Origin of the sequence: Rahnella sp. R3(2024) (genome assembly GCF_042920125.1) — a bacterium.
Lineage (GTDB): Bacteria > Pseudomonadota > Gammaproteobacteria > Enterobacterales > Enterobacteriaceae > Rahnella > Rahnella rivi.
Map to the genome: position 1 here is coordinate 253420 of NZ_JBHGBU010000002.1, position 16950 is coordinate 270369.

Annotated in this window: 9 protein-coding genes; 5 read left to right on the plus strand and 4 right to left on the minus strand. The window is 56.5% G+C overall.

Going from position 1 to position 16950, the window contains the following annotated elements:
* Window positions 1-28 precede the first annotated feature (28 nt).
* Window positions 29-10420: an autotransporter outer membrane beta-barrel domain-containing protein gene (locus ABSH60_RS21615; protein ID WP_390976097.1), complete on the plus strand. Its 10392-nt coding sequence runs from the start codon at window positions 29-31 to the stop codon at window positions 10418-10420.
* A gap of 61 nt (window positions 10421-10481) precedes the next feature.
* On the opposite strand, the gene ABSH60_RS21620 is transcribed toward ABSH60_RS21615, so the two are convergent.
* Entirely contained in the window at window positions 10482-11126 is a 645-nt protein-coding gene (locus ABSH60_RS21620) for a hypothetical protein (RefSeq protein WP_390976099.1), read from the minus strand.
* Window positions 11127-11306: 180 nt separating this feature from the next.
* Here ABSH60_RS21620 and ABSH60_RS21625 point away from each other — a divergent pair, with 180 nt between their 5' ends.
* Entirely contained in the window at window positions 11307-11492 is a 186-nt protein-coding gene (locus ABSH60_RS21625; RefSeq protein WP_390976101.1) for a hypothetical protein, read from the plus strand.
* 63 nt (window positions 11493-11555) lie between these two features.
* On the opposite strand, the gene ABSH60_RS21630 is transcribed toward ABSH60_RS21625, so the two are convergent.
* Window positions 11556-11795 (minus strand): DUF1272 domain-containing protein, encoded by a 240-nt coding sequence (locus ABSH60_RS21630; protein ID WP_390976103.1) that lies wholly within the window; start codon window positions 11793-11795, stop codon window positions 11556-11558.
* A 29-nt stretch (window positions 11796-11824) separates the two neighbouring features.
* Entirely contained in the window at window positions 11825-13246 is a 1422-nt protein-coding gene (locus ABSH60_RS21635) for an MFS transporter (protein ID WP_390976105.1), read from the minus strand.
* A 132-nt stretch (window positions 13247-13378) separates the two neighbouring features.
* Between ABSH60_RS21635 and ABSH60_RS21640 the strand changes: the two genes are divergently transcribed.
* The 3 genes from ABSH60_RS21640 to ABSH60_RS21650 all read left to right on the plus strand — a co-directional run bounded on the left by ABSH60_RS21640 (window position 13379) and on the right by ABSH60_RS21650 (window position 16130).
* Complete coding sequence (locus ABSH60_RS21640) at window positions 13379-14293, plus strand: LysR family transcriptional regulator (protein ID WP_056779825.1); 915 nt, start codon at window positions 13379-13381, stop codon at window positions 14291-14293.
* A 330-nt stretch (window positions 14294-14623) separates the two neighbouring features.
* Window positions 14624-15064, plus strand: coding sequence for a winged helix-turn-helix domain-containing protein (locus ABSH60_RS21645; protein ID WP_390976107.1), 441 nt, complete (start codon window positions 14624-14626; stop codon window positions 15062-15064).
* A gap of 160 nt (window positions 15065-15224) precedes the next feature.
* Complete coding sequence (locus ABSH60_RS21650; protein WP_217203155.1) at window positions 15225-16130, plus strand: LysR family transcriptional regulator; 906 nt, start codon at window positions 15225-15227, stop codon at window positions 16128-16130.
* Between the two features lie 196 nt (window positions 16131-16326).
* On the opposite strand, the gene ABSH60_RS21655 is transcribed toward ABSH60_RS21650, so the two are convergent.
* Window positions 16327-16662 carry a phage holin family protein gene (locus tag ABSH60_RS21655; RefSeq protein WP_217203153.1) on the minus strand — a complete coding sequence of 112 codons (336 nt, stop codon included), beginning with the start codon at window positions 16660-16662 and terminating at the stop codon, window positions 16327-16329.
* Between the last annotated feature and the right edge of the window lie 288 nt (window positions 16663-16950).

Sequence of the window (16950 nt, forward strand, 5' to 3'; positions counted from 1 at the left end):
AACTGAACTTAAACAGGGCGAGAGAATTATGCTAAGCACACAACATGCCGTTATATCCAACAAGAGAAAACGTGAGCTAAAAGATTATTCCTTAAACAAACTCTATATCGCCCTGAAGATCATCATCATCTCGTCCACGATAGGCATGCAAAACGCCTACGCTGTCGATTTGCCTTCGGCGGATGCAGGCTGCGATACCGGTACAGTCACCTGTACGGTGACCAGCGCATTGGGGACGGATTTTACGGTAACCAGCGATATCACCTCGTCAGGTGACGCGATTGACGCTGATGCCACCGTGACCGGCAGTACGTTCATCGTCAACAGCGGCATCAATGTAACAGGCGGCACCGGCGCATCAGGGTTCAATTTTGCCAGCGGAAGCAGCGGCAATACCATCACCAACAACGGGACGATCCAGGGCGATTTTGGTATTAATTTTAACGAGGGGAGCAATTTCACCGTTATCAATAATGGTCTGATTACCAGTAACAGCATTAGTAACACTGACTTTGCTCTGACAAACTTCGGCAGCGGATTTACCCTCACCAACAATGAAGGTGCGACGATTTCGGGCTATCATACCGTTATTCAGGGTTCGGCCAGCGGTAATGGTGTCACCATCAATAATGCCGGGGCAATAACCCCCTCTCTGGGTACCGGTGGAGTGGCGATAAAACTCTACGGCAGCAATAATATTCTTAATCTTAATACCAGCTCGGCCATTACCGGTGATATTCAGTTTGATGTGAATCAGGTCAATAACTCCATCAACCTGCTGGGCGGAAGCCTGGATACCGGTACCTTCAGTAATTACGTGAATGACAATACGGTTAATTTACTGAATATCAATGCGCCGGGTAAAACCTGGGATATCTCCGGGACCTTACCGGTCGCCGGTGCGATCCAGCTGCAAAGCGGCAATGTGGTGGTGACCGGCAGCTTAAGCAACTCGGGGTCGGGCGGAACAACCATTGCCAACGGCGCCTCACTGCAGATCGGTAACGGTGGTCTGACGGGCAGCCTGAACGACGACGTCATCAACAACGGCACCCTGACGTTTAACCGCGCTATTGCCAGCACCTTCAGTGGAAATATCAACGGTAACGGTAGCGTGGTTCAGGCAGGCTCGGGCATAACAAATCTTGCCAGTATCGGCACCTGGAGCGGCGGTACCCAGGTCACTTCCGGCACGCTTAACGGTATGGGCGCTACTGATGCGCTCGGCAGCGGTGCCATCAGCGTCACCAACGGCGCGATCCTCCAGCTGGGCGATACCTCGACGTTTACCAACTACAATTTCTCCGCCAGCGGGCTGTCGCTGGAAGCGTCCACCTTGCGCATGTACGGCTCGCAGGCCACGGCGCTGCCAGCGGACGTGAGTTACCTCTTCGGCAACCTCACCGCACCCATCGCTCTTTCAAACTCGACGTTGCAATTTGATCAGTTTGCTGCGGCGAACATTATTTTCGACGGCGACATCAACGCGTCTAACACCAGTTCGCTGAACTATGTCGCGGATAACGGTGCCCATACGCTGGCGATGAACGGCAACCTGACCGGTTCCGGTACTTTCAGTATCAACATGTCCGAGAACAACATGCCGGAGTCGCTCGGCCTCTCGTTTAATGGCACCGCAAATAATTACACCGGCACGATGAGCCTCAACGGTGATGCTTACATTGTGGACGTCAATACGCCGCTGGGGCAGGCCTCCTGGTCGGTGACCGGGCCGCAAACGCTCAATTTCAACGGTGCCAATACCCATGTGGTCACGGCGCTCAGCTCCGCCGCCAACAGTATCGTCAATATCACCGACGCGGGCACCACGCTGCAAGTGGGCGCGGGGACGGTCAACGGTGCGATTGGTGGCTCGGGCAGCCTGCTGAAAACCAGTACCGGCATTCTGGCGCTGGATGGCGTAAACACATACCTCGGCAGTACAAAAATCTCCGGCGGGACGATCAACCTGGGCGTGGCTGACGCCATTGCCGCCAGCAAATCGGTCGAAGTTGACGTGAATACCACGCTCGGCATGAAGAGTTTCGATCAGGTCTTACAGGATCTGACCGGGGCAGGCACCATCACCATGGGGTCGGGTGATCTCACGGCGCAAAACACGGCGGACACCCTGTTCACCGGTAAAATCAGCGGCACCGGCGATCTCATCAAAACCGGTACCGGCGTGCTGACGCTGTCCGGCCTGACTAACTCGGTCGGCGCGACCTCGGTCAACGCGGGCACGCTGCATTTTGCCCAAATTGGTGATTTCGCCACGACCGGCCTGACGGTGAACACCGGCGCGACGGCGCAGCTTGCCAGCACGGCGCAGGTGGTTTCCACGGGCGCAACAGATATTGAAGGCACGCTGGATGTGGCGCTCGGTGGCTCAACGGCCAAAATCAATTCGGATACCGCCACGCTGGGCAGCGGCTCGGCGCTCAGCGTCACCGGTTTTACCCCGGCCGCCGCCACCAAAGCCAGCGATCTGAGCGCGGCGCGCACCGTGATCATCCAGACCACAAACGGCATTACCGGGGATTTCGCCACGGTCACAGGCCTTACGCCGAGCGGCGTAGATTATTACTTCAATGACGCCAAACTCTCTGCAGACAGCAAAACCTACAGCCTGGGCAGCGAGCTGGCCTGGACCTCCGGCACCGCACAGGCAACCGGCAATTTCACTCTGACCGATGCGGGCGATGCGTTTAACGTTGACGTGGCGCTGGGTGATGAAACCGCCAACGGTGCCACCTGGGACGGCAAATCGCTCACCAAACTGGGGGCGGGTAACCTGACCTTGTCGGCGGCGAATACCTACACCGGCAGCACTGACATTCAGGCGGGCACGCTGACCACCGGCACCGACAACGCCTTTGCCACCAGCAGTTCGGTGAATGTGGCCACCGGCGCCACGCTGGCCCTCAACAATTTTAACCAGACGGCACAGGATCTGACCGGCGCGGGCGCTGTCACGCTCGGCACCGGCACCCTGACCGCGCAAAGCAACAACGACTCCACGTTTGACGGCACTCTCACCGGCACCGGCGGCATCACCAAAACCGGCACCGGCACGCTGACGCTCAGCAACAGCGGCAACAGCGTGGGTGCGGCGGACATCGCCGCCGGTATTTTGCATCTGACGCAAACCGGTACGTTCAGTGCCGCCAGTTTGCTGGTCGATACTGGTGCCACGGCGCAGCTCGACAGCAATGCGCTTATCGCCACCACCGGCACCTCGACCGTGAACGGGACGCTGGATGTCACCCTCGGCGGCAGCGCACCGATGCTCACCGCCGCAGACGCCACTCTGGGCAGCAACGCCGCGCTGACGGTCACCGGCTTTACGCCGCTGGCGGCCACCAAAGCCAGTGATCTGAACGGGGCGCGTACGGTGATCATTCAGACCACCGGCGGTATCACCGGTGATTTCGCCACGGTCAGCGGCATCACGGCGAGCGATGTCGACTACATCATCAACAGCGCGCGCAAATCCGCCGACGGCAACAGCTACAGCGTGGGCAGCGAGCTGACCTGGAATGCCGGGCCGACGCTCGCTTCCGGCAATTTTACGCTGACAGACGCCAGCGACACCTTTGACGCAGACGTGGTGCTGGCCGATCAGAGCGCCAGCAGCACCGGCTGGGATGGCACATCGCTGACCAAACTCGGCGCAGGCAATCTCACGCTGTCTGCCGCCAACACTTACACCGGCGGGACGACTGTGCAGGCCGGTACGCTGACCACGGGCATTGAGAACGCGATTGCCACCAGTGACACTGTCACCGTTGCTTCAGGTGCCACGCTGGCACTGAACAATTTCAATCAGCTGGTTCAGGATCTGAGCGGCGCGGGGATTATCACGCTGGGCACCGGCACGCTCTCGGCGCAAAACAATACCGATACGACGTTTGACGGGCAACTCACCGGCACCGGCGGTCTGACCAAAACCGGTACCGGCGTACTGACGCTGTCCGGCCTGACCAACTCGGTCGGGGACACCAGCGTCAGCGCCGGCACGCTGCATCTGACCCAAAACGGCATGTTTAACGTGGCGGGTCTGAATATCGACAGCGGCGCAACCTTACAGCTGGATGCAAATGCCCAGACGACGGCCAGCGGCAGCGCGGTCATCGACGGCACGCTGGATGTGACGCTGGGCGGCACGGCACCGTTGCTGACTGCCACCGATGCCACGCTCAACGCCACCAGTTCGGTGCTGAATATCTCCGGCTACACCAGCGGTCCGGTGGCGAAAGCCAGCGATCTGGACGGTGCGCGCACCGTGGTCATTCACACCACCGATGGCATCACCGGTGATTTCGGTTCGGTGGTGGGCGTGGGGGCGGGCAGCGCGGATTACATCATCAACGACGCGAAAAAATCTACCGACGGTCTGGATTACAGCATCGGCAGCTCGCTGGCATGGAATGCCGTCGCACCGCTTTCCTCCGGGACCTTTACCCTGACGGACGCCAATACCTTTGACGTTGACGTGGTGCTGGCCGATCAGGCGGCGAATGGCACGCTGTGGGACGGAAAATCGCTGACCAAAGCGGGCACCGGCACGCTGACGCTTTCGGCGGTAAATACCTACACCGGTACCACGCATTTAACCGGCGGCACGTTACAAACCGGCATCGCCAACGCGCTGGCCGACAGCAGTGCATTAGCGCTCAGCAGCGGAACGACGTTCGATCTCAATGATTTTGATCAGCAGGTGCAGAACATCGGCGGCAGCGGCGATATCACGCTCGGCAGCGCCACACTTACCATGCAGAACAATAGCGATTTCGGGATGAACGGGGTCATCAGCGGCACCGGCGGTCTGGTGAAAGAAGGCACCGGCACGCTGACGCTGGCCGGGGTGAATACCTATTCAGGCGGAACGGTGATCAATGCCGGGCGACTCAGTATCTTCAATGAAGGCGCACTCGGCGCGTCTTCCGGCGGTGTGACCATCAACAACAACGCAGCATTTGATATTGGTGTACCGGGGGAATTTGACCACAACATCACGCTGGGCACCGATGGCGGCACCATTATCGCTACCGCAGGGGCGAATCTCGCCGGTGTGATTGACGGCACCGGCCACCTGACCACGCAGGGCATTATCGACGTGACCGGCGAGAACACTTATACCGGCGGCACCACCATTAACACCGCGTCAACGCTCTCCCTGGGCCGTGGCACCACCACCGGCAGCATTGTGGGGGATATCACTAACAACGGCATCCTGGCACTGACCCGCAGCAATGATTTCACCGTTGCGGGTCTGATCAGCGGCAGCGGCAGGGTGGATGCGCTCGGCGCGGGCACGGCGACCTTAACCGGTGCGAATACCTATACCGGCGGCACCAACGTGTTCGGTGCGCTGCGTCTGACCGGTGACGGCGCGCTCGGCACCGGCGGGGTGTCTGTCGCCTCGCCAGGATCTTTACATATCGATGCGCCGAACGGCGGCAGTTACACCTTCACCCAGGCGCTGACCGGTAACGGTACGCTGCTGGCGAATCTGGCTGCCGCCACCGACACCTTCGCGTTCGGCGCAGCGACCGGCAGCGCCTTTACCGGCACGGTCGAATTAGGTCAGGGCCAGTTCTCACTCTCCGGTGATAACACCACGGCGCTGACACAGGCGACATTGCAGCTTGATGCGGGCAACGTCACCACCGTGGCCCCAGCAGATCAAACCATCGGTAATTTAACCCTTAACGGCGGCACCCTGGCCTGGAGCGGCCAGACACCACCGGGATCGCCGCTCGGCATTGTGAATGTCACCGACCTGACGCTCACCAGCGGCAACGTGCAGGTGGATGTGCCGGTGACCAGCGGGCTGCCTAATCCGGTGCCTTCGCCGGGCGTCAACCTGCTGGCGCAGGATGACGGTGAGATCCAGTCTCAGCTGATCGCCGCCGGTGGCACCGTGACCGGCGATGCCTCCTCGCTGACGCTGACCGACAGCGCCGGGCAGGTGGTGAATAATCCGCAGACGCTGGCGATCACCGAAGGCGGCACCACGGTTGCCAACGGCAGCTATGATTTCATGCTTTCTACCGGGGCGAACAACGACGGCCTGTATCTCGGTTACGGCCTGAAAGGACTGGATCTGCTGAGCGGCCAGACGTTGCATCTGGCAACGGACAGCGGCTCGGCGTCTTCCGGCGCGGTGCTCAACGCACAGCTGACCGGCAGCGGTAATCTCGACGTCAACGGCAGCGCCTCTGCCGGCCAGACGCTGACCCTGAGTAACGCCGGCAACAGCTATACCGGCACCACCACGGTCAGCGGCGGTACGCTGGTGGCGGGCAGTGATAATGCCCTCGGCGCAACCTCTGAGCTGTTATTGCAGGGCACCACCGGGTTCGATCTCAACGGCAAAACCCAGACAATCGGCAGCCTGAGCGGGGCGAGCGGTTCCACGCTGAACGTCAACGGCGGCAACCTGACCCTAAGCCAGGGCGGCCAGAGCGACGGCACGCTGTCCGGCGCCGGTAATCTGACGGTCAACGACGGTACCCTGACCGTGAACGGCGCGAACAGCGGCCTGAGTGCGGCGGTGATCCTCAATAATACCGCACAGGCGCTGCTCAGCGACGTGGCGGCGCTCGGCACCGGCAGCATCAATCTCAACGGCACCACCACCGGCGTTCAGCTTGACGGCGCAACCGGCACGCTGGCGAATTCGCTCAGTGGTAACGGCGTGGTCGGGATTCAGGGCGCGTCGGCGGTGACGCTTTCCGGCGATAACAGCGGGTTTGGCGGGACCTTTACGACCGATATCAACAGCAGTCTGATGGCAGGCACGGCGCAACATCTTGGCACCGCCGCCATCAGCAACGACGGCGCGCTGGTGCTCGACACCGCCACCGACTGGACATTCAACAACGTGGTCAGCGGCGGCGGTACGCTCGAGAAATCGGGCACCGGCAATCTGTCCATTGGCAGCAGCAATACCTACACCGGCGGCACTACCGTCAGCGCGGGTACACTGACGCTGACCAACGCTCAGGGTGCAGGCACGGGCACGGCGACCATCGCTGCACCGGGCACGCTGGCAGTTAATCTGACCGGCGGTAATTTCAGCAATGCCATCGATAACAGCGGGTTACTGACCCTCAGCGGTGCAGGTAACACCCTGAGCAGCGCAATCACCGGCAGCGGCACCAACCAGATTTCAGCCACCGATCTCGTCATCAGCGGCGATAACAGCGGATTTACCGGCGTGTGGGATCTGGCCTCCGGCAGCACTTCCACCGTCGCGGCTGAACAAAATCTTGGCGCGGGCAGTGTGCTGCTCAACGGCACGCTTAACGTGGCACCGGCAAGCGGCGATTTTGTATTTGATAATGCGCTGACCGGGCAGGGCGCGATGAACGTTGCGATGGCGACAGCGGTTGACCGCTTCTCCTTCGGCGCGGACAGCGGCACGGCCTTCGCCGGGCTGGTGAATCTCGGGCAGGGCGCGTTTACCTTGTCCGGCACGGACACGCAGGCACTGACCAGCGCCACGCTGCAAAACCAGTCGGCCAATATCGTGGTCGGCGCGGGGACACAGGCCATCGGTAATCTGGCGCTGAACGGCGGTACTGCTGCGTTTGACGTGCTCACCAGCACGCTGATCACCACCAACCAGCTGGTGCTGAACGGCGGTGAAATTCGGGTTGCCGGGCTGGAAACGCAGCCCGATCCGGCCAACGCCATCGGCGAACCTCTGCTTCAGCAGGATGACATCATTGGCGATCCGCTGATCCTCTCGCAGGGCAATACCGGCTCTTCTGCCAACCTGACGCTGACCGATGCCCTGGGTAATGTGCTGGCACCGACCACCGCCGATGTGTCGCAGTTCGGCAACGTGGTGGGGATCGGTACCTATAACTACGGCCTCACCGGCAGCAATCTGCAAGGACAGACCGGCCTGTTCCTCTACTCCGGCCTGGTGAAACTCGATTTGCTGGCAGGCCAGCAGGTTTCTCTGGTGCAGGATGCCAGCGCGCCGCTGGGCGGTAACGAGATGCACGCGCTGATCACCGGCGCGGGTGGGCTCAACGTGGACGTGGTGACAACCGCCACGCTCAACAACCCGCGTAACGATTACACCGGCAAGACCACGGTCACCAACGGCACCCTGCGTCTGGGCTTTGATCACACGCTGGGCAACACCTCTGCGGTGGATCTGCTGGGCACCAGTCAGCTGGATCTGAACGGCAGAACGCAGAGCATCGGCGCACTGAACAGCGCGGCCGGTACCACGGTGAATCTCAACGGCGGTACCCTGACCATCACGGACAGCCAGCGTACGGCGGGCGATACCAACGGCGGCACCGTCACCGGGCGTCTGACCGGCAGCGGCCAGCTGATCGTTGACCCGAGCGTGCTGACCGTTGATGGCGCGAACCCGAACCTGTCGGCGGCTACGCTTATCACCGGCGGCTCGGAAGTGCGCCTTAACAACGTGCAGGGTCTGGGCACCGGCAGCATCACCATGGATGCCGCCAACGACCTGCTGACCTTCGACACCTTCAACGGCCAGACTGCCAGCGGCTCGCTGGATAATGTGCTGACGGGTGCGGGTTCCGTACGGCTTCTCAGCAGTGAAGTGATCAGCCTCGGGGCGGATAACAGCGCCTTTAACGGTAATTTCACCGTCGGCAATGACGCCACGCTGGTCGCCTCGCAGGCGGCGAATCTCGGCACGGCGGGCATCACCGACAACGGTTTGTTGCAGATCGACAATGCCGCCGACATGACGCTTTCCAACAGCGTGACCGGCAGCGGCGGATTGCTGAAAACAGGCGCAGGCGCTCTGACGGTTTACCAGCCTGCCTATTCCGGCACCACGGCGATCAACAGCGGAGCGCTGATCGTCGGTAACGGCACGCAGGCCGGGGCAAAACTGGGGGCGGACGGGGCCGGTGAGGTCAGCGTGGCTTCGGGCGCAACGCTTTCCGGCGACGGCACCGTGAGCGGCAATGTCACCAACAGCGGAACCGTTGCTGCGCTTAACAGCCTCTCGGCTTACGGCTCGGCGGCAGCCAGCGTGCTGAACCTTAGCGGTAATCTGACCAACAGCGGGCTGCTGCAACTGGCAGGCGGCGCGGTCGGCAATACCTTGACGGTCGGCGGCAATTACATCGGGGGCGGCGTGCTGGCACTGCAAACCGTGCTCGGTGGCGATAACTCGGTGACGGATAAACTGGTGGTGGCGGGCGATACGTCCGGCACCACGCAGGTGACGGTGAAAAATGCCGGAGGCAGCGGCGCGCAGACCAGTACCGGGATCCAGGTGGTGGATGTCGGCGGACAATCGAACGGTGTGTTCAGCCTGAATGGCCGTGCGGTCGCGGGCGCGTATGAGTATCAGCTGGTGAAAAACAGCGCCAACGGCGACTGGTATCTGCAATCCGGGAGCACCGGACCGCAGCCGCCAGAGCCACCGACGCCGGAACCGCCAACGCCAACGCCGTCTTCTAACACCTATCGTCCTGAGCCGGGTGCCTATCTGGCTAACCAGCGGGCGGCACAGAACATGTTCCTGCACACGCTGTATGACCGTTCGGGCGCGGCGCGCAGCAGTCAGGATACCGACACGGCCAAAGGCTGGGTCCGTCTGGGGGGCGATTACACCAAACAGAAGAGCAACGGCGGGTTGTACGATGAGAAAACCCACACCACGCTGGTGCAGCTCGGCAGTGATTTGTATCAGCTCGACGGTGTCAACGGCGACCAGATCAATGCCGGTCTGATGGCGGGGTACGGGCATTCCAGCAGCAACGCCAGCGTGAAAAACAGCAGCTACGAGGCCAAAGGGCAGGTTAACGGTTACAGCATCGGCGCTTACGGCACCTGGTACGCGCAGGCCGACCGCGTCAGCGGCGCGTATGTAGACAGCTGGATCCAGCACGCCTGGTACAAAAATGACGTCAACGGCGACAGCCTGCCGCAGGAGTCTTACGACAGTCAGGGGACGGATGTCTCGCTCGAAACCGGTTACGGCTTCGCGCTGAAACAATCCGATGAAGTCCGCTGGGTGGTCACGCCTCAGGCACAATTGGTCTACAGCCACTACGAAACTGACGGGCATACCGAACAAAACGGCACCCGCATCAACGCCAACAGCGACGACGGCATCAGAACCCGTATGGGTGTGCGCCTGAGCCGCCAGAACACGGTGAAACTCAACAGCGCACAACCGTTCGTCGAGGTGAACTGGTACAACGGCAAACCGGCATCAGACAGCGTGGACTTCAATCAGGTTCGCTTTGAAAATGCCACGTCGGTTAACCGCTATGAAGTAAAAGCCGGGGTGACCGGTTCCATCAGCCAGAAATGGCAAACCTGGGGACAAGTCAGCAGCACCTGGGGCGACAACAACTATCAGGGCTATCAGGGGATGGTGGGTGTGAAATACCAGTGGTAAACCGCTGAGCAGAAAAAAAGCCGGGAGCGAATGCCCCGGCTTTTTTATGTGTTGCGAACGGTTATTTGCTGCAACCGTCCAGTTGCGGGTAATTGCGGCACACCAGCATGAGTTTCTTTTTCGGTTCGAAGCCATTTTTCAGCATGCATGCCTGCAGTTGTTTGGTGTGTCCGATGTTAGGCATCGCCAGCCGCGAACCCAGCGGTTTCGGATAGCCACACTGGTACATCACCGGTAACGCAATTGCATCATTTTCCGATGAATGGGAAAAATGCAGCGAGGCACCGGCTTTACGCCAGCTGATGAGCTCGTATTCCCGCGTGCCTGAATCGGGTTTGATCGGGTGTAATCCGCTGTCTGCGACAAAAGGCAGCGATTCAATTTCCTTGTTCGTCAAAGGACGCCCCAGCTGTTTGGCCCGGCAGGCGGGTGTGTCCTGGTAGACATCACAAATGTGAAAACCATGTTTATAGGTAAATCCTTTGGCTTCCATGCACTGGTAATACAGCACTGATTCGTTATCGGTAAAATCAGGTTCCGGCCCCGGCAGCGGCACCCCGCATTGCCCCATTGCCACGCGCGCGTCATCTATCGTGGAGTGGGGGCGCTGCCACTGGGTTAAATCCGGCGGCGGCGGGCAGCCGGTGAGCATAAACACCGAGCCGACCAGTGCCGATCTGAAAAGCAGAGACGAGATGCGGGGCATAAAAAATCCCTTTTAATTATCATGTTATAGATTTCTCAGCCGCCCTTTGGCCGACGGGCGCGAGGTAAGAATACCGTTTATGACATGCTTTCTCAGGGATTGCGAACGTTCCGAACATTCCTATTTCAGGGTTATCATTAGCTTGCTAATATTAAAGCTTGCTCAAATAGGGAGGTTGATATGGCAGAGAAAGACGCATATTCGATTTTACTGGAAGCTTCTCATGGAAAACTTTGCTCAGCAGACCTCTATAAAGGGAAACCGATCAGTTCGGTGATTTACGTGGCGCTGGACGCCATTATTGATTTAGAAACTGAAGTGAAGAGATTGAAATTTTTGCTCAGGCAGCGAAACATTGAATACTGACCGCTTCAGTCAACGCCGGGCTTCACGTGCCCGGCGTCACTCATCCCCTCATTCTTACTCTTCTTACGAAGCACACCCTGCCGGTTTATAAACCCGCGTGGTTGACGCCGGGTTATTTGCCAGTTTATTGGCGGGTCTGCGCGGGCGGGCCACCAACTCTCCGCCACAGTTAGGGCAAATCCCGTGAAGTTTCTCTCCGGCGCAGGGCACGCAGAACGTGCATTCAAACGAACAAATTCTCGCGTCAGCGGAAGGTGGCAGATCGGTATTGCAGCATTCACAGTTAGGTCTGAGTTCCAGCATAGAATTTATCCTTTTACGGGTGGCGGTTTTCAGCCATTTTGCAGGTGAGAAGCGGTCTTTCGCAAGCGAGTTACGCTTAACACCATCGCCAAGACCGTGGCGATCACCGCCACCCACAAACTTAGCTGTACCGCATGGGCTTCCTGGCTCAGGTTAGTGGCGGCATAGACTGACAGAATGACCCCGACGCAGGCGGCACCGAGACACTGCCCGAAGGTCCGCATGATCGCCAGCACGCCGGAGGCATAACCGCTGTTTTCCCGCGAGGCATTGGAGAGCATTTCACGGTTGTTCGGGCTCTGGAAGCAGCCGAAACCAATGCCGCAAACGAAGCTGCGCAGGCCGATATCCCAGACCTCTGGTTGCGCAGGAAGCCGGGCCAGTAACAGTAATCCTGCGGCAAAGATGGCCAGCCCGACGGTTGAAATAATCGCGGCCGGATAGCGGTCGGCGAGGCGTCCGGCGTGCGGCGCGGCCAGAATAATCCCCAGCGGCCACGGCGTGAAAAGTAAGGCTGAAACAAACGCGCTGTAACCGTAAACGCTCTGAAACAGGAACGGCAGCGCGACAAAAGTGATCCCCTGGCTGATAAACGAGGCCAGCGACGTGAAGGCCGCCAGCGTGAACGGGCCGGAAGCAAACATGCCAAGCGGCAGCAGCGGTTTTGGCGCACGGCGCTGACGCCAGATAAAAGCCACGCCGGAAACGATGGCGATCGCGCCATAGAGAAGGGCAATGATCAGGTCATCTTTATCCGGACGCGAGAAAACGTCTGCAGCCATGATAAGCGACCCCAGCGCAATGGCCGATAATATCGCGCCCGCCACATCAAAAGGCTGACGGGTCAACGCCGGGTTAGAGGGGACAACGCGCAGGGTCAGGATCACCGCAATAATGCCCAGCGGTATGTTGATCGCGAAAAGCCATTGCCAGCTCAGGGTAGACAATATAGTGCCGCCAAGCACCGGTGCGACGGCGGTACTGGTGGCGATCATCAGGGCGTTCAGCCCGAGAACCCGCCCGAGCAGGCGATTAGGAAAAACAGAGCGTAAAATCGCCGGGCCGATACTCAGCGTGGCCGCCGCGCCGATACCCTGAAGCACGCGCATGATAATCAGCATGTCCAGAGAGCCGGAGAGCGCACAGCCCGCCGACGCCAGCGTAAAGACGCTCAGGCCCGCGGCAAACAGCGACCGGTACCCTATGTGGCTGGCGAGCGCGGCGAAAATCGCCAGCGTCATGGACGCCGACAACAGATAACCGTTCGACACCCACACCGCCGCCCCCGCTGAGATACCCATCTCTCTGGCAATCTGCGGCAGTGCGATATTCACCATTGAGCCGTCAAACACCGCCATGGTCGCCATGGTCATCACGGCGGCCATCGCCAGCCCGCGTTCGCGGCCCGGTAATCCTTCGTCGCCCGGTTTGTCGGAGAATAATTCCATCATGCTTGTGCTCTCAGTTATGTGTAGTCGGGTCACTATAGCCACCGGCGAAAGCGTGCGGAAGACGCAGCATCTGCACTTAATACCTGCACCAAACGCCTTCTCTCCTTTTTACGGCTGCGTTAGTATGGCGGAATGAATGAACCCGATCTGAACTTACTCATTGCGCTTGATGTGCTTCTGGCTGAAGAAAGTGTAGCCGGTGCTGCCCGACGTCTGGGATTAAGTGCATCGGCGATGAGCCGCACGCTCAGCCGGTTGCGCGCCACCACCGGCGATCCGCTGCTGGTGCGCGCCGGGCGAATTATGGTGCTGACACCCTACGCCCAGGAGATACGCCAGCGTGCCCAAAACGCCAGCTTTGAAGCACGCGCCTTGTTGCGACCTTCCTCCGCAGACTTCAACATCGCCAGACTTGAACGCACGTTTCTGATCCGCTCTAACGATGGTTTTGTGGTGGCGTTTGGTGCCGCGATGATTGCCGCCGCGGCGAGCGCTGCGCCTGACGTGTGTTTGCGGTTTATGCCTAAACCGGAAAAAACCTCAAGCGCGTTGCGCGAAGGGCGGGTTGATCTTGAGATTGGTGTGCCAGGCGATATGGGGCCGGAGATCCGCTTACAGACCTTGTTCCGCGACAGGTTTATGGGAGTGGTGAGAAAAGATCATCCGCTGGCGCTCAGGCAGATCAGCGCGGAAGATTATGTGTCGTTCGGGCACGTTGTGGTTTCACGCCGTAACAACACCTATGGCCCGGTAGATGACGCGCTGGCGGAAGTCGGGCTGAAACGAAAAATCGCAGCCGTCGTGCCAGGCTTTTCCGCCGCGCTGGCGATTGCACAACACTCCGACCTGGTGGCGTTGATCCCGGCGTCATTCCTGATCGCCGGATCTGACCCGTTGTATGCCTTTGAGTTACCGGTGAAAACCCGCGAAATCACCATTTCCCAGATGTGGCATCCGCGTTCAGAAGTGGATCCGGCACACCGCTGGCTGCGACAGCTGGCGCTGAGTGTTTGCCGGGAGAAGGTAAAGAATGCGGGGTATTTTTAATGAAGGGCCGTGTTGATTATTTCTGCAATTAATATTAAGTCTGTAATGAATTAATGTCTTATTTATAAATATGCGATATATTTAAATTTATAATATATATGTACTTATCGTTCTTTTATTTGTATAGGTGAGTGTCTCTAAGCGATATGCTTATTTAGATGAAAGTGAAGATCACTTCCTGTCAGATTTAAATACCTCGTGTTTAGAATGGGTAGCTCACAAGTTATATAATAATAAATAAATTCATATAGTAATGAAAACAGGTAATGTAATAGCATCGCGTATGTGGGAATTATTCACTACGCATCAATACACAAGGATGGGATTTCAATGGCAAATTACAGGATCGATAATAAATACATCTTCAATGAGTCAGCAAAAGAAATAAGAAAGTTATATACCAATAAAAAACTGAAACTGACGTGTATGCGTTCACAATGCCTCGCCTATATACTCTTACATGCTAATGATGAAGTTATTACTAAGAATGAAATGTCTCAGGCGATTTGGGGAGACAGAAGTCAGTTTACCAGTGAAGCCAGTTTGACCCAGGCCTTGTATCTGATCAGGCGAGATCTTAAAACTATCGGCATCGATGATTTATTTATTACCGTGCCAAAAAAAGGTGTGGCCTTTAACAAGACGCTGATCATCGAAGATTTAGGGAACGGCACAATGAAAATGAGTGTGATGAAAGAAAAACGTGTTCTTCTTTTCGTTTCTGCGTGTATTTTGATGATCGCGGCACTTGTTGCTTTTAATTTTTCCTGAATGGTCTTCCCGAAGGGGTAATTTAACGTACGGGTTTTGTAACAGTATAAATTATGACGCTGCTTTAAGCATTTCCGTAAAAACAGGGCATTGAATTTATGAGGATCATGATGCATTTTTTCTAATTATACTGAGGTTGATTTGTATAATGAGGTAAGAAATGGTGAGCGGTAAAACAGATGAATTTGATTATAATCTGATCAAAACAATGAACGAAGTGATTGTCTCAGGAAATTTATCCAGGGCAGCGACTAATCTGAATCTTTCGGTGTCTGCGGTAAGTTCATCGCTAAAAAAACTCAGACAGCATTTTGGTGGAGAACTCTTCTATCGTACTGTCAATGGCCTTAAACCGACCCGCGCAGCGCTGGAGATAAATGATTCCTTTTCGAAGGCGATTTTCATTATTGAAAGTGCGGTAAAGAATAAAGAATTGATGCAGTCCGGCTATTCGACGTTGAAGGTGATATGCCCGGATGTACTGGAAAATTACTTTGGGGCTGACAAAAATGACAACATTGAATTCGCAGATCATGGCTATAGCGATCATGATGATGTGATTCAACATTTTTTGCATAAAAATATCGATATCCTTGCGGGAAATATTGTTTTACACCATGAAAGGGTGATCACGCGAAAACTGGCAGTGTTCGACGATTTTGTCATTGTGTGCAGCGCAAACAGTATTTTAGCCAGCCAGGATAATTTCACCCTGACACAGTATTATACGCTGCCACATGTTTGTTACTGCCACAGATTGCTGGGGCCTGAGAAAGCCCCGTTTGGCGGTAAAGTGTATATTGATGCAACTTATTCCGGAAACATCAGAACAGCCTATATGTCGTCCTCTATTAGCGGGGTCATTCATGCGCTGGAACACAGCAATATGCTGGCTGTCTTGCCCCGAAAAATTGCACATTATTTTATCCATGATCGCCAGTGCCCTCTTGTTGAGTTTAATCTTCCAGACGAAGTAAAGATTATTTGCCCTCCTCTTTATGTGAACTATTTGTTCGATGAAGACAGGGGGGTGGATATCAGTGAACTCATTAAATATCCTGTCTGATGCTATTAAAGTAAACCCGATGGTTAACGTTTTTAAAAGACATCATTAGCCTTGCCGAATGCGCGATCATCTGTGGTTTTTTGAATATGACATACTAGCAGGATTTCTGGTTCTTCTGATATGTCATATCTTTATTGTTCGATGAAGACTATTGTTCGATGAAGACACCAGTGTGTCATTTAATCTGTTGAGGAGGTTATTTTGACCCTGGAGGGAAGTGATCAACCCAGTCAGCAATTTTCTTTCCTAATATATTCAGAATAGGGCCAGAGAACACACCGCCTAATCCGGCAAATACTAATACCCGGTTATCACTGATATTTTTATTAATCAGGATAATACTCAGCATCGCCCCGCAAAAACATGAAACGATAATCTGCAACAAACAGTTAATAATGTCCTGCATTAAACCACGATTCACCCTTAACATGATGTACCGAACAATACCGCCCCAGCCAGACATCAGCAGAATAGCGAATATGATTTCATGGTTCATCTGCAATATATTATTAGCACCTTCAGCTACGCTCATACTGCATTTCCTTATGAGTGATGTCGGCTTTCATAAATGAAAGCCGATGCGAAAATATTACTGAATGAAATCCATGGCATCATAAGGGGCACGTTGCCATATAGGGAATGTTGTTCGGTCAAGAATGGGCAGGAACAGGGTGCTGCCGGCCAGATTAATGGCCGAACCGGCCGCCGTGATGCTGGCATTCTTGACGTCTCCTGCCCTGAGATAGTCCACTGTGTCTTTGGCAAAGCCTCTGAATTCACGAAGCGACGCCGCTGACTGGGTTCTTTCACCCGCATGCAC